Origin of the sequence: Devosia sp. Root413D1 (assembly GCF_001425235.1) — a bacterium.
In the GTDB taxonomy this organism is placed as follows: domain Bacteria; phylum Pseudomonadota; class Alphaproteobacteria; order Rhizobiales; family Devosiaceae; genus Devosia_A.
Genome location: NZ_LMEA01000011.1, coordinates 252,587 through 278,503, shown reverse-complemented (window position 1 = coordinate 278,503; position 25,917 = coordinate 252,587). Strand labels below are relative to the sequence as shown.

Here is a 25,917-nt window from a genome sequence, read left to right as displayed (position 1 = left end):
CGGAGTTTGGAATCGGCACGGCGGTGCCGGTTCCAGACTGCAGGAGCTAAATTGCTTTGCCCTGCTCGCCGGCGAGCGCGCGGACGAACTGGATGGCGACGCGGCCGGAGCGGGCGCCACGGGTCATCGACCATTCGACAGCGCGGGCGCGCAGCGTTTCGTCGTCGATCACGAGGCCATACTCGTCGCAATAGCCGCGGATCATCGCCAGGTAAGTCGGCTGGTCGCAGTTGTGGAAGCCGAGCCAGAGCCCGAAGCGATCCGACAGCGACACCTTTTCGTCGACCGCTTCGCCCGGGGTGATGGCCGTGGAGCGCTCATTTTCCACCATGTCGCGCGGCATCAGGTGGCGGCGGTTGGAGGTTGCGTAGAACAGCACGTTCTCCGGGCGGCCTTCGAGCCCGCCATCGAGGATGGTCTTCAGCGATTTGTAGCTGGTCTCGTCCTTGTCGAAGCTCAGGTCGTCGCAGAACACGATGAAGCGGGCGCTCTCCTCTTTCGAGATGAGCCGCATCAGCCGGGGCAGTGCCTCGATGTCTTCGCGGGCGATCTCGATCAGGATCAGCCGCTTGATACCGGGTTCGCCAGAGGTATTGATGTGGGCGTGCACGGCCTTGACCAGCGAGCTCTTGCCCATGCCGCGGGCGCCCCAGAGCAGCGCGTTGTTGGCGGCGAAGCCCTGCGCAAACTGCAGGCTGTTCTGCAGCAGGATCTCGCGCACGTCGTCGATGCCCTTGAGCATGGCGAGCGGCACCCGCGACACCCTTGGTACCGGGATGAGCGCATCTGCCGCGGCGTCCCAGTGGTAGGCGTTGGCATCGGTCAGGGCAGGGGCCGAAATGCCGGCGCCGGGCTTCATGGCTTCAAGCGTATCGGCGATGCGGGCGAGGGCCGCCGCGATGTCGGCGGAATAGTCGGTGGTCATATGGGCGAACTCCCGGGTACGCCCCCGTTTTGACGCAGCCCGATTGGCTTTGCAATCCTTGTGCACGGCCTCTATATTCCGGCCGATTTTTGCCGGGTTGGACTGTCCAGCGCCGGAGACCAGCCCTATATGGGTCAACAACGGCCATCCGACGTGCCGACAGCCACTATGCAAGGAGCTTCTTAATGTTCGTGACCCCCGCCTTCGCGCAAGCCGCAGGCGCTGCCCCCTCGATGGGCGCCGGTGATCTGCTGATCCAGTTCGCCCCGATCCTGCTGCTGGTCGTGATCTTCTGGCTGCTGATCTTCCGTCCGCAGCAGAAGCGCATGAAGGCGCACCAGGCGATGCTGACGTCGATTAGCCGCGGCGACACCGTGGTCACCTCGGGCGGCCTGGTGGGCAAAGTCACCAAGGCAGTCGATGGCGAAGACCTCGAGGTCGAGATTGCCCAGGGTACCCGCGTCAAGGTCACGCGCGCCGGTATCTCGGACGTCCGCTCCAAGTCGACGCCGGTCAACGACAACAAGGCTTCCTGAGCCATCTCCATTCCAGCCGGCCCAGCAAGTGGGCCGGCTGACGCATTTCTGACATAGACGCGGAGCCACTGGGCTCCGTTTGCTCCGGGGCGGCCTGCTGTCCCCAGGAGCACCATACAGGACCCAAGTTCCGACCATGCAGTCATCGCCATTCCGGTCAGCCATCATCGTCATCGTTGCGATACTTGGCATCCTGTTCACCATCCCGAGCTTCCTGCCCAAGGATATCCTCGCCAGCTGGCCGGGCTTCCTGCCCAAGCAGACCGTGGTCCTCGGCCTCGACCTGCAGGGCGGCTCGCACCTGTTGCTGCAGGTCAACCGAGAGTCGATCATCACCGAGCGGATCAAGTCGCTGCGCCGCGATGTGCGCTCGGCGCTGGCCAATGACAACGGCATCGGCAACCTGATCACCACCGGCCCGGATTCGATCACCATCGAGCTGACCGACCCCTCGCAGAAAGCTGCCGCGATGACGGCGGTGCAGAAGCTGCAGAACAACGTGTCGAGCAGTTTCGGTGTCGGTGGCGTGCCGGAGCTGGCCTTCTCCGAGACGACCGACGGCAAGATCGTGGTGTCGCTGACGCCCGACGGCGTCAAGGAACGGATGTCGTCGCTGGTCGCGCAGTCGATGGAAGTGATCCGCAACCGCGTCGACGAGGTGGGCACCACCGAGCCGACGATCCAGCGCCAGGGGCAGGACCGCGTCCTGCTGCAGGTGCCGGGTTTTGAGGATTCCGAGCGGCTGAAGGACCTCGTCCAGCAGACGGCGCGCCTCACCTTCCACCTGGTTCACCCCTCGATGACCGCGGCGCAGGCCGAAGCGCAGGGTATCCCGTCGGGCTACTTCATCCTGCCGAGCGCCGATGGCGGCAGCGAGCTGCTGAACGAGAACATCGAGCTCGGCGGTGAATCGCTGACCAACGCGCAGCCCGGCTTCGACCAGCAGACCTCGCGTTCGGTGGTGAGCTTCCAGTTCGACACCCGCGGCGCCATCACCTTCGGCGAAATCACTTCGAAGAATGTCGGCAAGCGCTTCGCCATCGTGCTCGACAACCAGGTGATCACCGCACCGGTCATCCAGCAGGCGATCACCGGCGGCTCGGGCCAGATCAGCGGCAACTTCACCCCGCAATCGGCCAACGATCTTGCCGTGCTGCTGCGCGCCGGCGCGCTACCGGCCAGCCTCGACGTGGTCGAGGAGCGCTCGGTCGGCCCCAGCCTCGGTGCGGACTCGATCCGCGCCGGCATCACTGCAGGTGCGGTGGCCTCGGTCGCCGTGCTGGCCTTCATGGTTATCGCCTATGGCCTGTTCGGCGTGTTCGCCAACGTGGCGCTGGTGCTCAACATCTTCCTGATCCTCGGATCGCTCTCGGCGATCGGCGCAACGCTGACGCTGCCCGGTATCGCCGGTATCGTGCTCACCATCGGCGTGGCGGTTGACGCCAACGTTCTGATCTACGAGCGCATGCGAGAAGAGCAGCGGGCGGGCAAATCGATCCTCGCGGCGCTGGACGCAGGCTTCCATCGCGCCTGGGGCACCATTATCGACTCCCACCTGACGCAGCTGATTGCGGCCATTGTGCTGTACTTCCTCGGCTCAGGCCCGATCCAGGGCTTTGCCGTGACGCTGGCGCTCGGCATCCTGACCTCGCTGTTCACCGCCTATACGGTGACCCGCTTCTTTATCGGCATCTGGTACCACTGGAAGCGCCCCAAGACGCTGCGGATCCAGCACTTCCGGTTCATCCCGGACGGAACCAAGATCGACTTCATGAAGATGTCCCGCGCGGCGATCATCCTCTCGATCGTCCTGACCGTGCTCGCCATCGGCACCGCCTACTTCAAGGGCTTCAATCTCGGCATCGACTTTGTCGGCGGCTCCGCCATCGAAGTGCAGCACACCACGGGCGATGCCGACCCGGCGCGCGTGCGTGAATTGCTCGAGCCGCTGAACCTGGGTGAAGTGCAGGTGCAGAGCTTCGGCACGCCGCAGGACCTGCTGGTCCGCATTCAGCTGCAGCCGGGCGGCGACGCCGAGCAGCAGGTGGCCGTGCAGGAAGTCACCAAGACGCTGGCGACCGAGGAGTACGAGGTTCGACGCACCGAGGCGGTGAGCGGCACGGTTTCTGGTGAACTGGCCGTCCACGGCACGATCGCCGTGCTGGTGACGCTGTTCGCCATCCTGATCTATGTCTGGTTCCGCTTCGAGTGGCAGTTCGGTCTCGCCGCCGTGACGACGACGCTGCACGACGTGATCATGACCGTCGGGTTGTTCTCGATCACCGGGCTGGAGTTCAACCTCTCCTCGATTGCGGCGGTGCTGACACTGGTCGGCCTGTCGCTCAACGAAACGGTGGTGATTTCCGACCGCGTCCGAGAGAACTTACGAAAATACAAGAAAATGTCGGTGCCCGAGATCATCAACCTCTCGATCAACCAGACGATCGTCCGCACCTCGCTGACGCAGTTCACCGTGCTCCTGGCGCTGTTCCCGCTGGTGTTCTTCGGCGGCGAGTCGATCCGTGGTTTCACCATCGCCATGACCTTCGGCTCGATCTTCGGAATGTACTCCTCGATCTTCATCGGCGGCCCGATCCTGATCTATTTCGGGCTCAAGCCGCGCAGCGAGATGGAAGAAGAGAAGGAAAAGAAGGCCAAGGCGAACAAGCGCGCCGACGGCGCCGCGGTTTAATCCGTGGTTGAGCGAGGGGAGGGGTTCTATCCCCGGCAGGTCCCCATCGATGCCTACGGCAATGGCGGTTTCCGCTTTGCCGGCCTGTCGCATCGCGGCTCGCTGCTCTGTCTCCCCGGCGGCATGTTCGCCTGGGAGGCGACGCAGCCCAGCGAGGTGACGCTCGATAGCCTTCAGGCCGTGCTGGAGGCCGCCGATCAGCTCGATGTGCTGCTGATCGGGCTCGGCGGCGATATCGCCGGGCTCGACCCCGCGGTGCGCGCCGCGCTGAAGGAGCGCCGGGTGATCGTCGAGGCCATCGCCACCGGCGGGGCAGTGCGCACTTACAACGTGCTGCTGGCCGAGGATCGTGCCGTGGGCGCGGCTCTCCTCGCGGTCGAGAACGCCCGATGAGCGAAGACGCCGGGTACGTCGCGAGCTTCCTGCGCGACGCCGATCGCGATCGCTATTTTGCGACGCTGCTGCTGAAAGAGCCGGAACGCACGGCGATCCAGTCGCTCTACGCCTTCAGCGCCGATGTGGCGTCGATCCGTGACCGGGCGCGCGAGCCGACGGCCGGAGAAATCCGCCTGCAATGGTGGGCCGACGCGCTGAAGGGGACAGGGCACGGCAATGTGCGCCAGAACCCACTGGCGGCGGCCCTGCTCGACGCCATCGAAAACTACCGCTTGCCGAGCGGACCACTGCTCCGGCTGGTCGCGGCACGGCGCTTCGACCTCTACCAGGACCCGATGCCGGACGTTCAGAGCTTCGAAGGCTATGCCGGCGAGACGGTTTCGGTACTGTACCAGCTCGCCGCGATGGTGCTGAACGGCGGCACCGAGATCGAGACCGGTGATGCGGCCGGACATCTGGGCGTCGCGCAGGCGCTGACGGGGCATCTGCGCGCCTTCGGCTTCAACGCTTCGCAGGGGCGGATCTTCCTGCCGATGAACATTTTTTCCGCCAATGGCGTGACCGATGGCGAGATTCTGGCGGGGCAGGAGAGCGAGGGGCTGTTTGCGGCGCTCGGGCAGGTCAACGACCTCGCGCTGGAGCATCTCGACAAGGCGCAGCGGGCCATAGCGGCGCTGCCCAGACCGCTGCGGCCGGCCTTCTCGCCAATGGCGCTGCTCGGCCCCGAGCTGCGCCAGGCCGCCCGCAACCGCACGCCGTTTGCCGCGACAGCCGCGACGGCCGACTGGCGCAAGATCCTCGGCCTGTGGTGGTGGTCGGCGCGCAACGTGTGACGGCGCTGGCGGACGGTCCGAGAATCGCCATCATGACACCGCAGGCATTGCCTGAGGGAAGAGGGCGCGATGGGCTTCAGGGCGTGGTTGGAGAAGCAGGCTCCGGATTTCCTGTCGACCGGCCAGCGGTTCCCGTTCGCCATCCTGTTTGCCGCCCTCACCACGATCATCGTCATCGGCGCCATCAACGGCGTTGACTGGATGCGCGATGAGCAGTGGGCGCGCGCGGCGCTTGGCTGCGCCACCGCGGCGGTGCTCGCAGTGGCCGGGGTCTATTTCGCCGAGAGCCGGCCAGAGGCGCGTTTCGTTGGCGCGATCCTCAAATACGCCCTGCCGATCGCCGTCGCCGCAGCGTTCCAGATCACCGACATCGCCTGGTTCGTGCCCTATGCGCTGCCTGCCGTCGCGGTGCTCTGGCTCTCGGTCTCGCCATTCACCCGCATCGAGCGCGGCGCTCCGCGCGAGGAAGTACAGAACCGCTTCTGGTGGGTGAACTTCCAGGCTTTTGCCACCGCCGTGATCGCAGCTGCCGCCTTTCTGATCGTGGCGCTGGGCCTTGCCGCCATCGAACGATCGCTCGGCATCCTGTTCGGGCTGGAGACCGGGCAGGTTTTCTACAACTGGGTGCTACCCCTCACCGGGCTGTTCTTCACCCCGGTCTACTGGCTTTCGACGCTGCCCCGCCTCTCCGGCTATCGCGCCGAGGAGCTGCAACGGCCGGATTTCCTGCCGCGTGCCTTTGGCTTTCTCGGTCAGTTCGTGCTGGTGCCGCTGCTGCTGATCTATGGCCTGATCCTCCTCGCCTATACGCTGCAGATCGTCGTCACGCAGAAGCTGCCCGAGGGTATGATTGGCTGGATGGTGCTGGGCTTCGTCACCGTCGGCGCCGCCACCTGGCTGGTGTTGCATCCGCCCTTCATGCGCAGCCGGGCGCTGGTCCGGGTGTTCCGCACCTGGTGGTTCTGGCTGACGCTGGTGCCGCTGGCGCTGTTCTTCGTCGCGGTGTGGACGCGGGTCGATGCCTACGGGCTCACGGAGGAGCGCATGCTGCTGGCGGCAGGCGGCGTGTGGGCGGCGGTGCTGGCCGCAGTGTTCCTTATCGGCCGTGGCGACATCCGGCTGGTGCCGACGCTCGCAGGCCTCATTCTGCTGCTGGTTTCAGTGGGGCCGTGGAACTACCGCAGTCTCCCCATGCAGCAGCAACTGGGGAAGCTCGACGCGCTGGTCATGAACGCCGGCGCGGACCGCTCGCTCAGCCCGCCGAGACCGGATTGGACGGGCGCGGAAATCGCACAGGCGACAGCCATCATCGACTACCTCAGCGATAGCGCCGAAGGTCGGGCCGGGGTTCGGCAGGTCATGGGTACGTATGGGGTAACCTGGCCGGCCGACCGCGATGGCTCCGCCGAGGTTCTCCCGGCACTCGGATTTGCCCCGCATGGTAGTATGCTAGCGCAACACAACTCAACGATCTGGCGCAGGGTCACCGCGGTTCCGGTCGCGGCGACGCCTTTTTACCTTGGGCAGGTGTCGATCCTGCAGCCCGGGTCCACGGTCAGCACGTTCATGCGTTGGACCGACCAAGAGGGGAGCGAGCACGTCAATACGACTCGTGAAGGCGGCGGCGAGATTGCCCTGTCGATCGACGACGGACAGTTGCGGATCGAGGCCCTTCCTGGTGCGCCGGCATCAGGTGGCCTGGTTCCGGTCGTCGTCAGTCTTGCGGCGTTCGCGGCCCGTCAAACTGACGACTACCTGGTTGAGCCCTGGATCGATTTCACCTTCGCCGAAACGAACTACCGGCTAGCCTTGGACACGGCGGGCTTGGAGCGGGTCGCTGATCGCGAAGATCTGCAAGTCAACGGCCTGTTGGGCCAATTGTTCGCCGACCGGCCGCCTATGCCCACGCCATGATGTCGTCGAGCGCCCGGGAGGTGATCGCCTCCTTCTTGGCGATGGTCTTCTCGGTCGATTTCCAGCGGCCGACATGGCCTTCGGGTTTGGCGATCGATACCGGCGGGAACAGGCCGAAATTGACGTTCATCGGCTGGAAGCTGCGCGCCCCGGAATAGGCCTCGGCCTCGAGATGGCCGCCGGTGATGTGGTTGATCAGGGCGCCCATCGCCGTAGTGGCCGGCGGGATCGCCAGTTGCTCGCCGCGCGCGTCGGCGGCGGCCATGCGGCCGGCCATCAGGCCGACGGCGGCGCTTTCGACATAGCCCTCAACGCCGGTGACCTGGCCGGCAAAGCGCAGCCGCGGCATCGCCTTAAGCCTCAAGTTTGCATCCAGCACCTTGGGGGAGTTGAGGAAGGTGTTGCGATGCAGTCCACCGAGCCGGGCGAACTGCGCATTCTCGAGACCGGGGATCATGCGGAAAATCTCGGCCTGGATGCCGTAGCGCATCTTGGTCTGGAAGCCGACCATGTTCCAGAGCGTGCCCAGCGCATTATCCTGACGGAGTTGCACGATGGCGTGCGCCTTTACCGTCGGGTTGCGCGGGTTGGTGAGGCCGACCGGCTTCATCGGGCCCCAGCGCAGCGTGTCGCGGCCGCGCTCGGCCATCACTTCGATGGGCAGGCAGCCATCGAAATACGGCACCTTCTCCCAATCCTTGAACTCATGCAGCGGGGCGCTGACCAGCGCATCGACGAAGGCGTTGTATTGCGCTTCGTCCATCGGGCAGTTGAGGTAATCCTGGCCGTTGCCCATCGGCCCGACCTTGTCGTAGCGCGACTGCGCCCAGACGATGTCGTGGTTGATCGACTCATGGTGGACGATCGGCGCGATGGCGTCGAAGAAAGCGAGCGAGTCCTCGCCGGTCAGCTGCTGGATTGCCTCGGCCAGGGCAGGGGAGGTCAGCGGCCCGGTGGCGACGACGACGTTCTGCCACGCTTCGGGCGGCAGGCCCGCAACTTCACCGCGCTCGATCGTGACGTTCGGGTGGTTGTGGATGGCGGCGGTGACCGCATCGGAGAACGCGTCGCGATCGACCGCCAGCGCGCCACCGGCCGGCAGCTTGTGCGCATCGGCGGCACGCATGATCAGCGAGTTGCAGCGGCGCATCTCTTCATGCAGCAGGCCGACGGCGTTGTGCTGGTGATCGTCGGAGCGGAAGCTGTTGGAGCAGACCAGCTCGGCAAAGCCTTCGGTCTGGTGCGCGTCGGTCTTCTGGGTAGGCCGCATCTCGTGCAGCACCACCTTGGCGCCGGCTTCGGCGGCTTGCCAGGCGGCTTCCGAGCCGGCGAGCCCGCCGCCGATCACATGAATGGGTTCGAGGTGTTTTGACATGGGCGCCAGATAGCAATTGGGGCGCGGCTGCGCAACGTTGGGGGCGGCGCCTTCGCCATCACGCATCGGCGGGACAGAGCGATCCGGACGACACGGGGACGTGTGTTACCCGCCACGGCCCTCGGTGCTGGAACTTGGAGCGGCCGGGTCGCCCCCCTCGGCGACGCGTTTCCCGCTCTGTCACGGTCCGGTCCCGGACAGCGTGCACCAAGCTTAGGGAGGCCCACATGAAGAGATTGTTCGTTGGTTTTGTCGCCCTCGGAGCGCTCGCCCTGGCAGTCTGGCCAGCGCTGGCGGATGACGCCGCAAACGAGGCGCTCGCCCGGCGGTTCTACACCGAGTTCAACGCTCGAAACTTCGATGCCTTTGCGGAGTTCATCGCTGCCGACATCGTCGATCACACTGGCGGCCCTGATATGGCTGCGGGTGTCGAGGCGCTGACCAAGGAGCTTCAGGGGTTTGCCGCGGCGTTCTCCGACATGAAGATCGAGAACGACATGGTGCTGGTGAGTGGCGACTACGTGACCGTGGTTTCCACCGCCAAGGGCACCAATGACGGGAAGATGATGGAGATGCCCGCCACCAACAAGCCGGTGGACTTCAAAGCGATCGATGTCTGGCTGGTCCGCGACGGCAAGCTCGCCGAGGTCTGGCACGTCGAGCAACTCCTGCAGATGATGACCCAGATGGGCGCCATGAAGCCCCCGGCGGCCAACTGAGACTACAGAGCAAGGCCACGGCCCGCGAATGACGGTTTGCGGGCTCGGTCGGCCTGCCCTTGTTTTGCCATTGCGCGCCAGATAGCTAGCGAGTGGGAACCACGCAACTTTCTGGAGACGCCATGACCATCACGCTTTGGGGGCGCTTGAGCTCGGGGAACGTCCAGAAGGTGGTGTGGGCGCTGGAAGAGCTCGAGCTGCCTTACGAGCATGTGCCGCTGGGCGGCGGTTTCAAGGGCAACGACACGCCCGAGTATCTGGCGATGAACCCCAACGGGCTGGTGCCGACGCTGCGCGACGGCAACCTGACGATCTGGGAGAGTCACGCCATCGTCCGCTATCTGAGCGCCGAGTATGGCAGCGGGCTGCTGTTTCCGATGGAGGCGCGTGATCGGGCGGTGGTGGACCAGTGGACCGACTGGACGGCGACGACATTCCAGCCGGCCTGGATCGGGCTGTTCTGGCTGAAGGTGCGCACGCCGGTGGCGCAACAGGACGCTACGGCGATCGACAAGGCGCTGGCGGCTTCGATCAAGTGCTTCCGCCTCCTGGAAGCGCGGCTGGCCGAAGCGCCGTACCTGGGCGGCAACGAACTCAGCTATGCCGATATCGTCGCTGGTGCGTCGCTGTTCCGCTGGTCAACCATGCCGATCGAGCGGCCATCGCTGCCGCATGTCGAGGCCTGGCATTCGAGGCTCAACGAGCGCGCGGCGTTCCGCAAGGCGATCAACGTGTCATACGAGGAACTGGTGGGGCGGCTGGCGTTTTGACCAGACTGATTCTTGGTCGCGCTGTCGAACCGGAAAAGTCTGCAACTTTTCCTGACAACGCTCCGAGCCCCAGAAAGGCTGAACGCCCGCTTCTATCAGGAAGCGAGCGTTCTAAGATGCCGGCGTCAGGCACGAACCAGAAAGCGAACCGTTAGATGGTGCGCGCATGGTCGCGGGCGATGCGCTGGATGTCGGTGCGAGTGATGCCGAGATCGCTCAGCTGACGGGTGTCGAGAGCATTGAGCTCACGGACGGTCTGCTGGTAGGCGGCCCACTTCTTCAGCGTAGTGCGAATACCCATTTGGAAGTCTCCTTTCGTTTACGAGAACATAGATAGTCTCGTTCGTGGGGGACGAGCAGATGGAGATGTATCAGAACCGTTATGCGTCTGGTGCATGGCATTAACCGCTCACGTTCATTTGCGATTCAGGTTGGCGGCAGGCTCCGGGCAAGAAAATGGCCGCCGGGCACACGGCGGCCATTCTCGAATGGTTAGCGACAGATGAAGGGCTAGCGGTCGAACAGTCCGCGGGTCATCTTCTGGAAGTCGGGTCCCACAATCCCCAGAGCATCGCGGGTTGTGGGGACGTCCAGTTCCCGCAAGGTCTGCCTGATGTCGACCAGTCGCCGATGGCGCCAGACGGCACGAACAAACATGGCGTTCTCCTTTTGCGGATCACCACACCCGGAGCATGAGCCGATTTGCGCCAATGCGCATGCAGTGAGTTATCAGTGCCGACATGCATCAGATGCATGGCAATTTCACGCGACTGTCACAGATTTCGCGCAAAAGCGCCGACCCGCCCGGCCGGCGCCACAAAGGGCAGGGATCGGGGCCGAACAGTTTCATGTGGTCGCGCTTTCGAACCGGAAAAGTCTGCAACTTTTCCTGAAAACGCTTCGGTTCAGCCGATCGTGCGTTCGAGCAACGACAGCCAATTGCTGCTAGCGATACGCTCGAGCAGCGGCCGGTCATAGCCATGGCGCTCGAGTGCCTCGACCAGCACTGGCAGGTCGGCTGCCGAGCCGATAGTCGACGGGATCATGGCGCCGTCGAAATCCGAGCCGATGCCGACATGGGTGTCGCCGGCGATCTCGATCAGGTGGTCGAGGTGGCGGACCATCAGTTCGATATCGGTCTCGGGGTTCATCTGGCCGTCGGGTCTCAAAAAGCCGGTGGCGAAGTTGAGCCCGACCATGCCGTTGCTGTCGCGGATGGCGCGCAACTGGTCGTCGGTGAGGTTGCGCGGCGTCGGGCAGAGGGCGTGGGCGTTGGAGTGGGTGGCGACCAGCGGGGCGCTCGACAGTTCCGCCACATCCCAGAAGCCGCGCTCGTTGAGGTGCGACAGGTCGATCAGCACGCCCAGCCGATTGCAGGCCGCGACCAGGCGCTTGCCGGCCTCGGTGAGGCCCGGGCCGATATCGGGCGAGCCGGGGAAGCGGAACGGCACTCCATAGCCGAAGGCATTGTTGCGGCTCCACACCGGGCCCAGCGAGCGGAGCCCCGCGGCATAGAGCACTTCGAGGAAATCGAGCTCGGGATCGATGCACTCGACGCCCTCGATATGGAGGACAGCCGCCATCGCTCCACGCCCCATGGCGCTGCGGATATCGGCGGCGCTGCGGCATACTGCGAACTGGCCGGCGGAGGCGCGCTCGAGCTGGAACAGCAGCGAGATCATCCGCACGGCGCTCTGGCGGGCCGCGTCCATGGGGAGCGGCGGCGGCATCGGCACCTCGCCACCGGCGGCGCGCAGGGCGCCGAAATCGATCTTCTCAGGCGAAGGGCAGAACACCGCGAACAGGCCACCGGCGAGATGGCCGGCGCGCGCCTTGGGCAGGTCGATATGCCCGTCCTCGCCACCGGCAAGAAAGCCGGCGACCGGGTCCGCAGCAGTCGAATTGAACAGGCGCAGCAGCGCGTCGTTATGGCCGTCGAAGATGGGGAGGGGCGTGGTCAAGGTGAGGTCCATGCGCGAGAGAGTCTGATAGAGAGAAGAGCAGGGGCCGGGGATCGGAACAAGAGCCCGCCGCCCGGTTCCGCGGGCGGTGTCACTTCGCCAAGCGGTTGGCGATAAGCTCGGCCTTCATCCAGTGCGTCTCGTCCTGAACGTGGCCCGCCCGCACATATTTGCCCATGCGGATCGGCATTTCCGCTTCCGGGAACGCAGCCGCGACGCGCACGACGAAGCCTTCCTGCCTCGTCCGATCCAGCGATGCGGCGAGGTTTTCGAACAGGCTTGTCGTGAAGGGCCCGCGATAGAGTGTTGGTACCGGCGTGACGCCGAGCTCTTCGAACCGCGCCAATGTGGCATCCCAGGGCTGGATCTCGTCGTCGATGATCCAACCGAAGCCGAGGAAATAGGACGGCAGGTTGTCATAGCCCACTGAATGTCGGGCGTAGACGTTCTCGCCGACGATGCGTTCGCCATCGGTCAGTTGCGAGCTGATGCCAGCGGCAAAGGCCTTCAGCCAGTCACGGGATGGGTGGTATCGGCTATCGGGGCTGCGGGCGTGCGAACCCCCGTGATGGATGGTGGTGTTCTCGCCGTCCATCTTCTCGGTGACCACCAGATCGTCGGCCATCAGCCCGTCGAGCCCCAGCATGACCTTGTCGTCGCTGGTGACGCCGGGCGAAATCGGCAGGTGGTAGGTCCGTCCGTATTTCTTCATGCTGCGCACCAAGCACGCCGTCGGGCTGCAAAGCAATCACGCCTGCCAGGCAAGGACCGCGCCGGCAGGCTGCTGTCGGGTCGACCGCTTCGCCGATGCCTCGATGCCGGAAGTCATCCCGCAGCCAAGCGGCTTTACTCCGCCGCAGTCCGCTGCGGGCGGCGTTCCATGATTTCCTTGAGGAAGCGGCCGGTGTGCGAGCGCGGGTTGGCCGCGATGTCCTCGGGGGTGCCGATGCCGACCACCTCGCCGCCGCCATCGCCGCCTTCGGGGCCCATGTCGATGACCCAGTCGGCGGTCTTGATGACTTCGAGGTTGTGCTCGATGACCACCACGGTGTTGCCGGTGTCGACCAGCTCGTGCAGCACTTCAAGGAGCTTGGCGATGTCGTGGAAATGCAACCCGGTTGTCGGCTCGTCGAGCATGTAGAGTGTGCGCCCGGTGGCGCGGCGGCTGAGTTCCTTCGAAAGCTTGACGCGCTGCGCCTCGCCGCCCGAAAGGGTGGTGGCCGGCTGGCCTACCTTGACGTAGCCGAGGCCGACGCGCTGCAGGGTGAGGAACTTCTCGCGGATCGAGGGAACCGCGGCGAAGAACTCAACGGCTTCGTCGATGGTCATGTCGAGCACATCGGCGATCGACTTGCCCTTGAACTGCACCTCGAGGGTCTCGCGGTTGTAGCGGTGGCCCTTGCACACTTCGCAGGTGACATAGACATCGGGCAGGAAGTGCATCTCGATCTTGATGACGCCGTCACCTTCGCACTTCTCGCAGCGGCCGCCCTTGACGTTGAACGAGAAACGCCCTGGGCCATAGCCGCGCGCCTTGGCTTCCGGCAGGCCGGCGAACCATTCGCGCATCGGACCGAAGGCGCCGGTATAGGTGGCGGGGTTCGAGCGCGGCGTGCGGCCGATCGGCGACTGGTCGATGTCGATCACCTTGTCGAGGTGCTCGAGACCGGTGAGGTGGTTATGCGGCGCCGGGTTGACGCGCGCGCCGTTCAGCCGGCGGGCGATCGCCTGATACATAGTGTCGATCATCAGCGTCGACTTGCCGCCGCCGGAGACGCCGGTGATGGCGACGAAGTTGCCCAGGGGCACGTCGACCGAGACGTTCTTCAGATTGTTGCCGGTCGCCCCGTCGATGTGGAGCTTCTTGGTCTTCGATTGCTTCCGCCGTTCCACCGGCATCGGAATGCTGAGCGCGCCCGACAGGTACTGGCCGGTGATGCTCTTGGGATTGCTGATCACCTGCTGCGGCGTGCCTTCGGCGACGATGTGGCCGCCATTGACGCCGGCGCCCGGGCCGATGTCGACGACGTAATCGGCGAGTAGGATGGCGTCCTCGTCGTGCTCGACGACGATCACCGTGTTGCCGATATCGCGCAGCCGCTGCAGCGTTTCGAGCAGGCGCGCATTGTCGCGCTGGTGCAGGCCGATCGAGGGCTCGTCGAGCACGTAGAGCACGCCGGTGAGGCCCGAGCCGATCTGGCTGGCAAGCCGGATGCGCTGGCTCTCGCCGCCTGACAGCGAGCCGGAATTGCGGGCCAGCGTCAGATAGTCGAGGCCGACGTCGTTGAGGAAGCCGAGGCGCTCGCGGATCTCCTTGAAGATGCGCTCGCCGATCTTGTTCTGCTGCTCGGTGAGCTTGGCTGGCAGGGTGGTGAACCACTCGGCCGCGGCCTTGATCGACTTCTCGCTGACCTGCGCGATGTGCAGGCCATCGATCTTTACCGCCAGCGCTTCGGGCTTCAGGCGGTAGCCGTTACAGGCGACGCAGGGCGCCTGCGACATGTACTTCTCGATTTCCTCGCGCATGCCGGCGCTCTCGGTCTCCTTGTAGCGCCGCTCGAGGTTGCCGATCACGCCCTCGAAGGGCTTGGTCGACTTGTAGGTACGAAGGCCATCGTCATAGACGAAGTTGATCGGCGTCGAGCCGGTGCCGAAGAGGATCGCGTGCTGCACCTCGAAGGAGAGCTCCTCCCAGGCGGTGCCGGTGGAGGCGCCATAGTGCTTGGCTACCGCCTGCAGGGTCTGCAGGTAGTAGGGCGCGCTGGTCTTCGACCATGGCAGAATAGCCCCGTCGCGCAGCGAAAGGCTGACATCGGGGACGATCAGGTTCGGATCGATCTTCTGCTCGGTACCGAGACCATCACAGACCGGGCAGGCGCCGAACGGGTTGTTGAACGAGAACAGCCGCGGTTCGATCTCGGGGATGGTGAAGCCGGAGATCGGATCGGCGAATTTCTCGGAGAAGATCAGCCGCTTGGGCGCGCCGTTCTCATCGAGCTCGTCGGCGAACTCGGCGAAGGCGATGCCATCGGCGAGCTTCAGCGCCGTCTCGAAGCTTTCGGCGAGGCGGGTGGCGATGTCGGGGCCGACGACCAGGCGGTCGACCACCACTTCGACGTCGTGCTTGATCTTCTTGTCGAGGTTAGGCGCGTCTTCGATGTCGTGGAACTCGCCGTCGATCTTGACGCGCTGAAAGCCCTTGCGCATCAGGTCGTTGAGTTCGCGCTTATACTCGCCCTTGCGGCCGCGGGCGATCGGCGCCAGCAGATAGAGCCGGGTTTCCGGCGGCTGCGACATGACGATGTCGACCATCTGGCTGACGGTCTGGCTCTGGATGGGGAGGCCGGTGACCGGCGAGTAGGGGATGCCGACGCGCGCGAATAAGAGGCGCAGGTAGTCGTAGATCTCGGTGACCGTGCCGACGGTCGAGCGCGGGTTGCGCGAGGTGGTCTTCTGCTCGATCGAGATGGCGGGCGAGAGGCCGTCGATCTGTTCGACATCGGGCTTCTGCATCATCTCGAGGAACTGGCGCGCATAGGCGCTCAGCGATTCCACGTAGCGGCGCTGGCCCTCGGCATAGATGGTGTCGAAGGCGAGCGACGACTTGCCCGAGCCACTCAACCCGGTCATCACGATGAGGCTGTCGCGCGGCAACCTCAGGTCGATGTTCTTGAGGTTGTGTTCCTTGGCGCCCCTGATGACGAGATCGCGGTTCGGGTTAGGTCTGTCGGCCATCAAAGACTTCCACTTGACGAGGGCAAGCGACCATAGTGCCGCTTTGTGCCAAATCGTGTCAGGGTTTCAAAAAAGAGGGGCTAGGCCGCACATCTGGGTATCCGGCGCCCGACTTGCAACTTAACCACGCCGCAACGGTTCCTGTCACCACGGCGGTTCACAGCTCTGCTCAAAACTTCACGTGAACATAAGAGGAACAACCCGAGAGTCGGTCAAGTGCCGTCCTGCGGTGGCACATTGCAGCCCACGCTTGACAAACCGCGGCGCGAGGAGAACATAAGGGGAACAGCGACGCGCCGACGAAGCTGTGGGCTAAGGCCCTTTGGCGCGCGCGCCGGGCGGACGATAGCGGTAGGATACGCGCCGGAGTTTCTCCCGGGCGCGTTTCCGGGAAAAGTTGGAAAGGAAAGTGCCATGGCTGGCAGCGTGAACAAGGTCATCCTGGTGGGCAATCTCGGCAATGACCCCGAGGTGCGGAACCTGCCATCGGGTGGCAAGGTGGTGAACCTGAGCGTCGCGACCTCCGAACAGTGGCGCGACAAGAATTCCGGCGAGCGCAAGGAGCGTACCGAGTGGCACCGTGTGGTGATCTTCTCGGAAGGCCTGGTGCGCGTCGCCGAGCAGTATCTGCGCAAGGGGTCCAAGGTCTACATCGAGGGCCAGCTGCAGACCCGCAAGTGGCAGGACCAGTCGGGCCAGGACAAGTACTCGACCGAGGTGGTGCTGCAGGGCTTCAACTCGAACCTGACCATGCTCGATGGCCGCAATGACGGCGAAGGCGCCGGCGCCTCGGGTGGCGGCGGTTTCTCCAGCCCGCGCGAATCCAGCGGCGGCGGCTTCGGTGGCCCGCCGGCCCGGCAGGAGCGCCGCCCGAGCTCGGCCCCGGCCTTCGAATCCGGCTCGATGGATGACGACATCCCGTTCTGAGGCGGTAGCCGCATCGGACAACTGGGTTACGACGGGTCGCGCAAGCGGCCCGTTTTTGTTTGAGGTCGGGGGCAGCGCTGCGTTTTACCTTTGGAAGGCACAGTTCGCTTAACCCACTCGATGTCATCCCAGCGAAAGCTGGGACCCATCTATCCACCTGCGCGGGAGGCGAAATGGGTCCCAGCTTTCGCTGGGATGACACCGGTGGGGAAGGCGATCCCGCGGGAGTACCGGCGTTTTCGCGGCTGGCAGTCCTGTCGGTCCGCGAGATGCTCTACCCCGGCACGATGCTTCCCCAGGTCACCAGCGTCCTCACCGTGTAGTTCAACTGGCCCGCTACGGCATATGGGCCGAGAAGCTCAGCCAGTTCGGCGTCAAACGCCGCTGTCCGATTGCCGAGCTTCGAATAGGCCCAGGTGTCGCGCGAGTGCTGGCACTTGATGAAATCCTCGAGGCTCTGGTTGACCGGCGCGGTGAAGAACGCGCGGCCCGCCACATCGACGTGGCCGCCAAAGTCACTGGCGATCGCATCACGCCATCGCGGATCGAGCCGGCGGCCGGTGACTTCCATCACCCATTTGCCAAGGAAGCGCTGCCAGTCGGCCTCCCAAGGTGGCTCGAAGGCATCGTCACCGGAGACTGCCGCAAACACGTGGCCGGGCGCCGCGTGCGCCAAGAGCCGCGGGAACAGCCGGTCATGATCCATCCAGTGGATGCTGGCAGCGGCGACCGTGAGGTCGAAGCGCCAACCGTCGAGCGGCGCGTCCTCAGCGAGGCCGCGCACCCAGTGAAGGTTCGGCGCGCGGCCGTCGGGGAGGCTCTTGCCGAGCCCGATCATGTGCTGCGAGGGATCGACGGCAACCACATCGGCGAAGGACCGCGTCAATGGACGGGACACCTTGCCCGGACCGCAGCCGATATCGAGCATCGCGTTGTGCCGGGGCGCCACCTCGCGCAGCTTTTCGAACACCGCTTCGGGGTAGGGCGGACGAAACGGGTAGAGGTCGACGACCTCGCTTTGCTCAAAGGATGCCCCGGGACGATCGTTCATCAGGTGCCTCCAGCTGCGGGCTCCGTAGCAGAAGGTGGTGCCGGTTTGACGACGATCAACCAACCAGCCGTGGGGTGCGGAGCTTGCGGGGGGCGGCGACGCTTTGGTTTCGGCCCTGGCCTTTGGCGTCGTAGAGGGCGAGGTCGGCGGTGCTGATCAGCCAGGAGCCGTCGTGGACGGCATCCTCGTCGCGCGGATCGATCGAGGCGACGCCGATGCTGACCGTCGCGACGCGCCAGGGCAGGTTCCGGGCGTGCGGAATGGCGAGGGCCTGCACCTGGCGGCATAGGTCGGTGGCGATGGCGCGGGCGGCGTCGGTGTCGGTATCAGGCAGCAGCAGGACCAGTTCCTCGCCGCCATAGCGGGCCGCGAGGTCGGTGGGGCGCCGCGCCGCGATGGCGACGACGGCGGCGATCGACTTGAGGCAGGCGTCGCCGGCGAGATGACCGTGATCGTCATTGAAGCGTTTGAAGCGGTCGGCATCGACCATCAGCAGCGACAGCGGGGTGGAGAGCCGGCGGGCGCGGGCGATCTCGCGGGTCAGGGCAGCATCGAAGGCGCGGCGGTTGGCGATGCCGGTCAGGCCGTCGCGCATGGCCAGGCTCTCGAGCTTCAGCTCGAGGCGCTTGCGTTCGGTAACATCGCGGGTGACGCCGACCACCGACAGCCGGTCGGAACGTTCGGCGGCGATCCGCAGCGAGGTTTCGAGCCAGATCTCACGGCCATCCTTGTGCTGCATGCGGAACGACACCGTCTCCTGCTCGGTGGCGCCCTGGCGCAGTCGTTCGGCTGCTGCCTCGACGGCCGGACGGTCCATCGGGTTCACCACCTCGAAGGCGTTCTTGCCCAGCATTTCCTGAGGCAGGTGGCCGGTCAGGCGCTCGAGGGCAGGGGAGATGTAGGTGCGCGTGCCGTCGCTGTCGAAGCGTTCGACCAGGTCGCTGGCGCTTTCAGCCAATAGCCGGAACTCCGCTTCCTTATGCTCGAGCACCGTTTCGCTGCGTTGCCGGCGGCGGATCTGATCGACCAACCGCAGGCCGAGCAGCGCCGCGGCGAGCGTCAGGCCGAGGGTGATGGCGCCGCGCTGCAGGGCGCCGCGGCCCCAGCTGGCCAGCGCCTCGGCATGTGAGACGGCGACCACCGAGACGATGGGGTAGCGCGCCCCACGGTCATAGCCACCGATGCGACGATGGCCGTCAACGGCGGAATCGTAGTGGTAGGCGCCCGAGGCCTGGGCGAGGTCGGGCCGGGCGAACAGCTCGCCCTCGCCGAGGTCTTCATCCCTGAGGTCGGGATGATAGGGTTTGCGGCTGAGCAGCAGGCCATTGCTGTCGTAAAGGCTGATGGTGCCGAGCCCGCCCACGTCGATGCCGTCATAGACATCGGCGAAGTAGCGGGTATCGATCGCCGCGACCACCACGCCGCCAAAACTGCCATCCGACCGGTCGAAGCGACGACTGACCGTGGTGACCATCGCGTCGTCGCCGGCGGCGCGAATCGGCGCGCCGAAGGACGGGGCGTCGCTCGGCGAGTTCATGTGATTGCGGAAGTAGCTGTAGGCGGCCTGGTTGCCGCCCGGCGGCATGTTCTCGGCGGTAGTGACCATCCAGTTGCCGTCGGCATCGTAGACATAGATGCCGCGCAGCCGCTGAGCGCTCTGCATGGTGCGCAGCATGAAGGCTTCGGTCTGCTGCAGCGCCTCGGGTGCGATGCCGGCGGTCTCGATCTGGTAGCTGACGAGGGAGACGGCCTGATCGGCGATTTCGTAGGTATCCTCGGCGTGCTGGCGCATCGAGCGGGCGAGGTTCTGCGTCTCGAGCTCGGCCTTCTGCACGGCGGCGTCATAGGCCACCCACTCGCGCCAGCCTTCCAGCACGACGATCGCCGCGCAGATGGCGACGACGAACAGCGCCGCGCGCCGCGTCAGCGATTTGGGGGCCGGGCGGGCCATGAGGCAGGGCTTCCGGAACGGATTCTGTCCCGGATTTTCTCGCATGATCTCGTTAACATCGGCGAAAGCGGGAACTTAGCATCGTCCCTCATCTGTTCACCAAAACGCAAACGGACGGCCATGGGCCGTCCGTCGAAACGCTTAGTGTTGGGCCAGGGCTTACTTGCTGAACGGCACCGAGGCTTTCAGCATCTCGCCGGTGGCGTTGAACACCACCTGGAAATCGACACCGATCGACTTGCCCGAGCCCTTGAGGACGATCGCAGCCGTAACGGTGAGGTCGTTGCCGGCCTCGTCCTTGTTGCGCTCCTTGAGGTTGAACACGATGCTGTCGCCCGACTTCTTGCCGACGGCGAGGCCGGAGAAGGTGACGTTCGAGGTCATCGCCGCCTCATAGCGCCGGTTCTGGTCGCTATAGGCGAGGGTGCCGTTGACCGCGAGGCTGGTGCCGGCCAGCGTGCAACGGCCCGAATAGTTGACCTTCTCGGAGTTGCCTTCGCTGAGCGTCAGGCGGCACACCACGGACTCGCTCTCGGCGCCCACCAGGGTGCCGCGGCCTTTCCAGCTGCCGACATAGGACTTCAGCAGCGCCACATCGGCCGGTGCGGCCATTACGGGCGCGGCGGCCATGGGGGTGACGGCCAGCAGACCAGCGAGCGCGACAATGCGCGGCAGGGGTCCGAAGAGCTTCATTTCTTAACGCCTCCAAGCGGATGAAAGAATCGCCCCCCGGCGACCAGCAGAGCCGGCAGGATGAACACATCGCCGATCAATGCAAAGCCGAGAGTTATCACAAACAGGGTGCCAAACAAGGCGACTTGCGGCAGCGCCGAGAACATGACGATGGCCATGCCGGAGCAGAGGATCAGCGTGGCGGCAATAATCGCGCCGCCGATACGCTCCATGGTGTGATGAATAGCATCGAGGTGCGAGCGTCCTTCTTCGCGCCGCGAATGCAGATAGTGCGACAGGAAGTGTGTGGTGTCGTCGACGGCGATACCGAAGGCGATAGTCAGCGCCAGCACAGTGGTGAGCTGCAGCCCCGAACCACTGAAGTACAGCCACGCTTCGGTGCCGAGCACCGGGAAGAGGTTGGGGATGGCGGCGGCGACGGCGACCCGCAGCGAGCGGAAGGCCCAACCGATCAGGAACAGGTTGACGATCACCGACAGCGTCAGGTCGAGCTGCAGGCCGCGTACGATGTTATCGGTGGCATAGGTGGTCATCACCCGGAAGCCGCCGACTTCGGCGCCTTCGATGCCGGCTGCCTTGATGTCGGCCTCGATGCCCTCCTTGAGCCGGACCAGCTCTTCGGACGAGATGATCGTCGGCATGAACCCGGTGACGAGGGCGCGGGTGCCGTCGGGTGTCACGAAGCGGCCGCGCAGGTCGCCAACGGCGTTGAAGATCTGCTCGCGGGTAAAGCCGGACTCGGCATAGTGCGTGAAGGCGGCGGCCGAGATCACCTTGTTGACGCCGAGGTGCTTCTCGACGATCTGGTGGACCTTCTTGACCTTCTCGAAGTCCTTGTCGCCGACATCGGCGATGCCTTCGTCCAGCGGCACGTTGACATAGAGCGGCGCGACGCCGCCGACGCCCTGGTCGATCTGCTCGGCCGCGGTCAGGGCGGTCGAGTTCTTGGCCATGAAGTCCTCGAACGAGAACCGCGGCTGGATCAGTGCATAGGGGATCAGCAGCAGGCCGGTGAGGACGATGGCGATGGCGGCGAGCGGGCGGCCGAGCTTCGAAGCGACGAACCAGGCCAGCGGGATCGGCGCGGTAATGGCGTAGCTCGGCTTGGGCGCCTTGAAGCCGAGCCGGATGGCGAGCTTCAGGATCAGCGGCAGGAACGTCATCAGGCAGATGAAGTTGATCACCGAGGCGAGCGAACCGGCCCAGGAGAATTCCTGGATGCCCTGGCCGGCGGTCAGCGACAGCGACAGGAAGGACACCAGCGTCGTCAGCATAGTGAGCCCGCTGGCGGGGCCGACGACACGCACCGTCTCATCGACAGCCTTGTAGGGATCCATGCCTTCTCGCCAGTAGGCGAGCCAGTTGAAGATGAAGAACAGGCTCTCCGCGAAGGCGATCACCAGGACGATCGTGGTGACGATGATGGTGAGGAAGGAGAACGAGCCGAACAGCGCAATGATCGTGCCCATCACCCAGATCACGGCGACGAACGGCGTGGCGGCGACCAGCACGGCGCCCCAGAAGGAGCGGAGCGAGAACAGGGCGATCAGCGCGCCGAGCGCGAAGCCGTAGACCGTGAAGGTGATCTGGTCGTCGACCGCGGCGTTGAGCATCTCGCTGGTCCAGATCGGCGGACCGGTGAGCTCGACCTGGACCTGGTCCGACTCGTAGTCGGCGACCAGCGAGCGCAGGTCGTCGATCATGGCGCGGGTGCCGCCGCCCTTGGTCATTTCGGGATTGGGGAACACGATGATGACCACGCCGGACAGGTCCGGGTTGATCAGGTTCTTCATCATCGGGTCGTTGTTGTAGAGGTCGGTCAGCGCCTTGCTGACTTCCTCCGATGTCTGCATGCCCTCGGGGACGGCGGGCAGGGTGGTGCCATCAGGGGCCGGAACGCGCAGCGTGAACGCCGACATGGTGCCGGTGATGTACTCGCTGTTCGAGATATCGAGCGCCATGGCGCGGATCGTCTCGATGGTCTCGGGGTTGGTGAGACTCGGTGAATTGACCAGCAGGTAGATGTCGTTTTCGAACGTGCCGAAGGTATTGGCGAGGTGTTCGTAGTTGTCGTATTCTTGCCCGGAATGCGCGAAGACGCGCAACATGTCGCCGTCGACGCTGGCGCGCGGCACCTGCACGATGCAGAACACGGTCATCAGCAACACGAAGGCGGTGATGACCCGCGGATGCTTCAGCGTGATGTGGCCGAGCGTTTCAAGCCCGAAGCCGATGGAACGATCATGCCCGAAGGCCCAGTTCCACAGCCGGCCCAACAGAGAATTCTTCGACAATAGACTCGTCCCCTAGACGGTGGCGCCCCGCGTCAGGCGCGGATTACTACGGATTCACGGTCGACGCGTCCAGCCGTTTGAGCGGCGCATCACCCTGCGAATGTGGCGCAACAGGGCGATTCCGGCCCAAAGTTGCCGCAAACCCACGTCACTATCCTGAGACGCGTAGCGCGACGCCTGTTACCAATACCGTGGACATCTCGCCGGCAACCCCGCGCCGATTGGTCTTCGGAACGGGAATCGCCTAAAGCTTTCCGCAGCTTTCATAGTTCGAAAACGGCCCCGTGGCAGACAAGACCGACGACCCGAACGGCGCAGCGCCGCTCCCCTCCGACATCGCCCCGATTTCGATCAGCGACGAGATGCGCGAGTCCTATCTTAGTTACGCGATGAGCGTGATCGTGAGCCGGGCTCTGCCTGACGTGCGCGACGGGCTGAAGCCGGTGCACCGGCGCATCCTCTATTCCATGCACGAGCAGGGCTACGTGTGGAACCGACCGCACCGCAAGTCGGCCCGCGTGGTCGGCGACGTGATTGGTAAGTACCACCCGCACTCCAACGACGCGGTGTACTTCTCGTTGGTGCGCATGGCGCAGGAGTTCTCGCTCCGCGTGACGCTGATCGACGGGCAGGGCAATTTCGGCTCGGTCGATGGCGATATGCCCGCCGCCATGCGCTACACCGAAGTGCGCATGGAGAAGGTGACCGACAGCCTGCTCGATGACATCGACAAGGACACGGTCGACTTCAAGGACAACTACGACGCGTCCGAGCGCGAGCCGACGGTGCTGCCGGCACGCTTCCCGAACCTCCTGGTCAATGGCGGCAGCGGTATTGCCGTCGGTATGGCGACCAACATCCCGACCCACAATCTGGGCGAGGTGATCGACGCCGTCCTGATGCTGATGGACAACCCCGGTGCGATCACCGAGGAACTGATGACCGTGCTGCCGGGGCCGGACTTTCCGACCGGCGCCATCATCCTCGGCCGCTCCGGCATCCGCCAGGCCTATGAGACGGGCCGCGGCGCCATCCTCATTCGTGGCAAGGCCCATACCGAGGAGATGCGCAAGGAGCGCGAGGCGATCATCATCACCGAGATCCCGTATCAGGTGAACAAGGCGACGATGATCGAGAAGATGGCCGAGCTGGTGCGCGACAAGCGCATCGAGGGTATCTCCGATATCCGCGACGAATCCGACCGTAACGGCATGCGCGTGGTCATCGAGCTGAAGCGCGATGCGGTGCCCGATGTGGTGCTGAACCAGCTCTATCGGTTCACCCCGCTGCAGGGTTCGTTCGGCTGCAACTTCGTGGCGTTGAACGGCGGCAAGCCGGAACTGATGAGCCTCAAGCAGATGCTGGTGGCGTTCCTCGACTTCCGCGAAGTCGTGGTGACGCGTCGTACCCGGTTCCTGCTCAACAAGGCGCGCGACCGCGCCCACATTCTCGTCGGCCTCGCCGTGGCGGTGGCCAACGTGGACGAGGTCATCGCGCTGATTCGCACCTCGCCCGACCCGGGCACCGCCCGCGAGCGGCTGATGGCGCGTGACTGGCCAGCCCGCGACGTGGCACCGCTGATTGCGCTGATCGACGATCCGCGTCACCGGATGAACGAGGACGGCACGTTCAAGCTGAGTGACGAGCAGGCGCGCGCCATTCTGGCGCTGACGTTGAGCCGGCTCACCGCGCTGGGCGTCAACGAAATCGGCGAGGAACTGGCCGGGCACGGCAAGGATATCTCCGAGTATCTCAGCATCCTGCGCTCGCGCGAGCGGGTGCTGGAGATCGTCCGCACCGAGCTGACCGAGATCAAGGAGCAGTTCAACACGCCGCGCCTGACCGTCATCGACGAGGCGGCCGGCGACTTCGAGGACGAGGACCTGATCGCCCGCGAAGACATGGTCGTGACCGTCACCCATGGCGGCTATATCAAGCGCGTGCCGCTGACCTCGTATCGGGCGCAGCGCCGCGGCGGCAAGGGCCGCTCCGGCATGGCGACGCGCGACGAGGATTTCGTCAGCCGGCTGTTCATCGCCAACACCCACACGCCGGTGCTGTTCTTCTCGTCGGCCGGCCAGGTCTACAAGATGAAGGTGTGGCGCCTGCCGATCGGCGAGCCGCAGGCTCGCGGCAAGGCGCTGATCAACATGCTGCCGCTTGATCCGGGCGAGCGCATCACCTCGATCATGCCGCTGCCGGAAGATGAAAGCAGCTGGCAGCAGCTCGACGTGATGTTCTCGACCATACGCGGCACGGTGCGCCGCAATTCGCTGGCCGATTTCGTCGAGATCAACAAGAACGGCAAGATCGCCATGAAGCTCGATGAAGGGGACGGCATCGTCGATGTCGCCACCTGCACGGCCAATGACGACGTGCTGCTGACCACGGCGCTGGGGCAGGCGATCCGCTTCCAGGTCGATGAGGTCCGGGTGTTCAAGGGGCGCGATTCGACCGGTGTGCGTGGCATCAGCCTCGCCGAGGGCGACCGCATCATCTCGATGGCGATCGTCCACCACTTCGACGCCGAGTCTTCGGAGCGCTCTGCCTACCTGAAGATGAGCCGCGCGGTGCGCGGCGAGGGCGAAACCGAGGAGGTTTCCGACGACGCCGAGGATGCGGTGCCGGCCGGCGAGCTGAGCCAGGAGCGCTATGCGGCAATGTCGGCCGCCGAGCAGTTCATCCTGACTATCTCGGAAAACGGCTACGGCAAGCGCACCTCGAGCCACGAGTACCGCATCACCGGACGTGGCGGCAAAGGCATCGTCGCCATGGCGGTGAACAAGCGCAACGGCCCGCTGATTGGCTCGTTCCCGGTGGAAGATGGCGACCAGATCATGCTGGTGACCAATGGCGGCCAGGTGATCCGCGTGCCGGTAGATGCCGGCCCGGATAACCGCATCCGCATCGTCGGTCGCTCCTCGCAGGGCGTCACGGTGTTCAACACCGCCGATGGCGAGAAGGTGGTCTCGGTGGAGCGGATCAGCGAGCCGGAAGGCGAGGATGCCGAGCCGGAGGCTGGCGAGCCGGGGCCCGACGAGCCGGGCGATGGCACCGCCACCTGACGGCGACAGGGTTTCGATCAAGCAGCGGGCGGCAATTGCCGCCCGTTTGCGTTCCGCCATCGAGCAGAGCTTCGCCCCAC

20 protein-coding genes are annotated in these 25,917 nt (G+C 64.9%); 9 read left to right on the top strand and 11 right to left on the bottom strand.

The features are described from left to right. Window positions 1-46: 46 nt before the first annotated feature. Window positions 47-925 (bottom strand): ATP-binding protein, encoded by an 879-nt coding sequence (locus tag ASC89_RS18695; RefSeq protein WP_056000535.1) that lies wholly within the window; start codon window positions 923-925, stop codon window positions 47-49. Between the two features lie 185 nt (window positions 926-1,110). On the opposite strand from ASC89_RS18695, the gene yajC reads away from it, so the two are divergent. From yajC to ASC89_RS18670, 5 genes are all read left to right on the top strand, one after another. Next, a complete protein-coding gene (gene yajC / locus ASC89_RS18690; protein WP_055880006.1) occupies window positions 1,111-1,461 on the top strand; it encodes a preprotein translocase subunit YajC in 351 nt (116 codons plus the stop codon). Window positions 1,462-1,597: 136 nt separating this feature from the next. After that, window positions 1,598-4,153 (top strand): protein translocase subunit SecD, encoded by a 2,556-nt coding sequence (secD, locus tag ASC89_RS18685; RefSeq protein ID WP_056000532.1) that lies wholly within the window; start codon window positions 1,598-1,600, stop codon window positions 4,151-4,153. A 3-nt stretch (window positions 4,154-4,156) separates the two neighbouring features. Further along, the gene (locus ASC89_RS18680; RefSeq protein WP_055880002.1) at window positions 4,157-4,546 is read left to right on the top strand and encodes an Mth938-like domain-containing protein; all 390 of its coding nucleotides are present in this window, start codon (window positions 4,157-4,159) and stop codon (window positions 4,544-4,546) included. After that, complete coding sequence (locus ASC89_RS18675) at window positions 4,543-5,382, top strand: phytoene/squalene synthase family protein (protein WP_056000529.1); 840 nt, start codon at window positions 4,543-4,545, stop codon at window positions 5,380-5,382. The genes ASC89_RS18680 and ASC89_RS18675 overlap by 4 nt, the downstream gene beginning before the upstream one ends. A 69-nt stretch (window positions 5,383-5,451) precedes the next feature. Continuing rightward, window positions 5,452-7,296 (top strand): DUF4153 domain-containing protein, encoded by a 1,845-nt coding sequence (locus tag ASC89_RS18670; protein WP_056000526.1) that lies wholly within the window; start codon window positions 5,452-5,454, stop codon window positions 7,294-7,296. Here the strand turns inward: ASC89_RS18670 and trmFO are convergent. After that, window positions 7,280-8,671, bottom strand: coding sequence for a methylenetetrahydrofolate--tRNA-(uracil(54)-C(5))-methyltransferase (FADH(2)-oxidizing) TrmFO (gene trmFO, locus ASC89_RS18665; protein ID WP_056001918.1), 1,392 nt, complete (start codon window positions 8,669-8,671; stop codon window positions 7,280-7,282). The genes ASC89_RS18670 and trmFO overlap by 17 nt on opposite strands. A gap of 227 nt (window positions 8,672-8,898) precedes the next feature. Here trmFO and ASC89_RS18660 point away from each other — a divergent pair, with 227 nt between their 5' ends. Both ASC89_RS18660 and ASC89_RS18655 read left to right on the top strand, forming a co-directional pair. Then, the gene (locus ASC89_RS18660) at window positions 8,899-9,390 is read left to right on the top strand and encodes an ester cyclase (protein ID WP_056000523.1); all 492 of its coding nucleotides are present in this window, start codon (window positions 8,899-8,901) and stop codon (window positions 9,388-9,390) included. Between the two features lie 122 nt (window positions 9,391-9,512). Beyond that, window positions 9,513-10,160: a glutathione S-transferase family protein gene (locus tag ASC89_RS18655; protein WP_056000520.1), complete on the top strand. Its 648-nt coding sequence runs from the start codon at window positions 9,513-9,515 to the stop codon at window positions 10,158-10,160. 151 nt (window positions 10,161-10,311) lie between these two features. On the opposite strand, the gene ASC89_RS28215 is transcribed toward ASC89_RS18655, so the two are convergent. From ASC89_RS28215 to uvrA, 5 genes are all read right to left on the bottom strand, one after another. Then, window positions 10,312-10,461: a DUF1127 domain-containing protein gene (locus tag ASC89_RS28215; protein WP_082434573.1), complete on the bottom strand. Its 150-nt coding sequence runs from the start codon at window positions 10,459-10,461 to the stop codon at window positions 10,312-10,314. A 209-nt stretch (window positions 10,462-10,670) separates the two neighbouring features. Continuing rightward, the gene (locus tag ASC89_RS28520) at window positions 10,671-10,817 is read right to left on the bottom strand and encodes a hypothetical protein (RefSeq protein ID WP_156384681.1); all 147 of its coding nucleotides are present in this window, start codon (window positions 10,815-10,817) and stop codon (window positions 10,671-10,673) included. A 248-nt stretch (window positions 10,818-11,065) separates the two neighbouring features. After that, a complete protein-coding gene (locus tag ASC89_RS18650) occupies window positions 11,066-12,133 on the bottom strand; it encodes a dipeptidase (protein ID WP_056000517.1) in 1,068 nt (355 codons plus the stop codon). Window positions 12,134-12,212: 79 nt separating this feature from the next. Beyond that, entirely contained in the window at window positions 12,213-12,833 is a 621-nt protein-coding gene (locus ASC89_RS18645) for an RNA ligase family protein (RefSeq protein WP_056001915.1), read from the bottom strand. Window positions 12,834-12,967: 134 nt separating this feature from the next. Next, window positions 12,968-15,856: an excinuclease ABC subunit UvrA gene (gene uvrA, locus ASC89_RS18640; RefSeq protein ID WP_056000514.1), complete on the bottom strand. Its 2,889-nt coding sequence runs from the start codon at window positions 15,854-15,856 to the stop codon at window positions 12,968-12,970. Between the two features lie 414 nt (window positions 15,857-16,270). Here uvrA and ssb point away from each other — a divergent pair, with 414 nt between their 5' ends. After that, the gene (ssb, locus tag ASC89_RS18635) at window positions 16,271-16,783 is read left to right on the top strand and encodes a single-stranded DNA-binding protein (RefSeq protein WP_055879983.1); all 513 of its coding nucleotides are present in this window, start codon (window positions 16,271-16,273) and stop codon (window positions 16,781-16,783) included. Window positions 16,784-17,057: 274 nt separating this feature from the next. Here the strand turns inward: ssb and ASC89_RS18630 are convergent, their stop codons facing one another. The 4 genes from ASC89_RS18630 to ASC89_RS18615 all read right to left on the bottom strand — a co-directional run bounded on the left by ASC89_RS18630 (window position 17,058) and on the right by ASC89_RS18615 (window position 22,772). Then, window positions 17,058-17,834 carry a trans-aconitate 2-methyltransferase gene (locus tag ASC89_RS18630; RefSeq protein WP_056000511.1) on the bottom strand — a complete coding sequence of 259 codons (777 nt, stop codon included), beginning with the start codon at window positions 17,832-17,834 and terminating at the stop codon, window positions 17,058-17,060. 55 nt (window positions 17,835-17,889) lie between these two features. Next, on the bottom strand, window positions 17,890-19,785 hold the full coding sequence (locus ASC89_RS18625; protein WP_055882502.1) for a GGDEF domain-containing protein: 1,896 nt from the start codon (window positions 19,783-19,785) through the stop codon (window positions 17,890-17,892). A gap of 159 nt (window positions 19,786-19,944) precedes the next feature. Next, the gene (locus ASC89_RS18620; RefSeq protein ID WP_055882499.1) at window positions 19,945-20,478 is read right to left on the bottom strand and encodes a hypothetical protein; all 534 of its coding nucleotides are present in this window, start codon (window positions 20,476-20,478) and stop codon (window positions 19,945-19,947) included. Then, entirely contained in the window at window positions 20,475-22,772 is a 2,298-nt protein-coding gene (locus ASC89_RS18615) for an RND family transporter (protein WP_156384680.1), read from the bottom strand. The genes ASC89_RS18620 and ASC89_RS18615 overlap by 4 nt, the downstream gene beginning before the upstream one ends. A gap of 284 nt (window positions 22,773-23,056) precedes the next feature. Here ASC89_RS18615 and gyrA point away from each other — a divergent pair, with 284 nt between their 5' ends. Further along, the gene (gene gyrA / locus ASC89_RS18610; RefSeq protein ID WP_055882493.1) at window positions 23,057-25,837 is read left to right on the top strand and encodes a DNA gyrase subunit A; all 2,781 of its coding nucleotides are present in this window, start codon (window positions 23,057-23,059) and stop codon (window positions 25,835-25,837) included. The last annotated feature ends 80 nt before the right edge of the window (window positions 25,838-25,917 follow it).

Excerpts from the sequence above, each read along its gene's own strand:
- ASC89_RS18695 (WP_056000535.1), bottom strand. The coding sequence starts at position 925 with ATGACCACCGACTATTCCGCCGACATCGCGGCGGCCCTCGCCCGCATC.
- yajC (WP_055880006.1), top strand. The coding sequence starts at position 1,111 with ATGTTCGTGACCCCCGCCTTCGCGCAAGCCGCAGGCGCTGCCCCCTCG.
- secD (WP_056000532.1), top strand. The coding sequence starts at position 1,598 with ATGCAGTCATCGCCATTCCGGTCAGCCATCATCGTCATCGTTGCGATA.
- ASC89_RS18675 (WP_056000529.1), top strand. The coding sequence starts at position 4,543 with ATGAGCGAAGACGCCGGGTACGTCGCGAGCTTCCTGCGCGACGCCGAT.
- ASC89_RS18670 (WP_056000526.1), top strand. The coding sequence starts at position 5,452 with ATGGGCTTCAGGGCGTGGTTGGAGAAGCAGGCTCCGGATTTCCTGTCG.
- trmFO (WP_056001918.1), bottom strand. The coding sequence starts at position 8,671 with ATGTCAAAACACCTCGAACCCATTCATGTGATCGGCGGCGGGCTCGCC.
- ASC89_RS18660 (WP_056000523.1), top strand. The coding sequence starts at position 8,899 with ATGAAGAGATTGTTCGTTGGTTTTGTCGCCCTCGGAGCGCTCGCCCTG.
- ASC89_RS18655 (WP_056000520.1), top strand. The coding sequence starts at position 9,513 with ATGACCATCACGCTTTGGGGGCGCTTGAGCTCGGGGAACGTCCAGAAG.
- ASC89_RS28215 (WP_082434573.1), bottom strand. The coding sequence starts at position 10,461 with ATGGGTATTCGCACTACGCTGAAGAAGTGGGCCGCCTACCAGCAGACC.
- ASC89_RS28520 (WP_156384681.1), bottom strand. The coding sequence starts at position 10,817 with ATGTTTGTTCGTGCCGTCTGGCGCCATCGGCGACTGGTCGACATCAGG.
- ASC89_RS18650 (WP_056000517.1), bottom strand. The coding sequence starts at position 12,133 with ATGGACCTCACCTTGACCACGCCCCTCCCCATCTTCGACGGCCATAAC.
- ASC89_RS18645 (WP_056001915.1), bottom strand. The coding sequence starts at position 12,833 with ATGAAGAAATACGGACGGACCTACCACCTGCCGATTTCGCCCGGCGTC.
- uvrA (WP_056000514.1), bottom strand. The coding sequence starts at position 15,856 with ATGGCCGACAGACCTAACCCGAACCGCGATCTCGTCATCAGGGGCGCC.
- ssb (WP_055879983.1), top strand. The coding sequence starts at position 16,271 with ATGGCTGGCAGCGTGAACAAGGTCATCCTGGTGGGCAATCTCGGCAAT.
- ASC89_RS18630 (WP_056000511.1), bottom strand. The coding sequence starts at position 17,834 with ATGAACGATCGTCCCGGGGCATCCTTTGAGCAAAGCGAGGTCGTCGAC.
- ASC89_RS18625 (WP_055882502.1), bottom strand. The coding sequence starts at position 19,785 with ATGGCCCGCCCGGCCCCCAAATCGCTGACGCGGCGCGCGGCGCTGTTC.
- ASC89_RS18620 (WP_055882499.1), bottom strand. The coding sequence starts at position 20,478 with ATGAAGCTCTTCGGACCCCTGCCGCGCATTGTCGCGCTCGCTGGTCTG.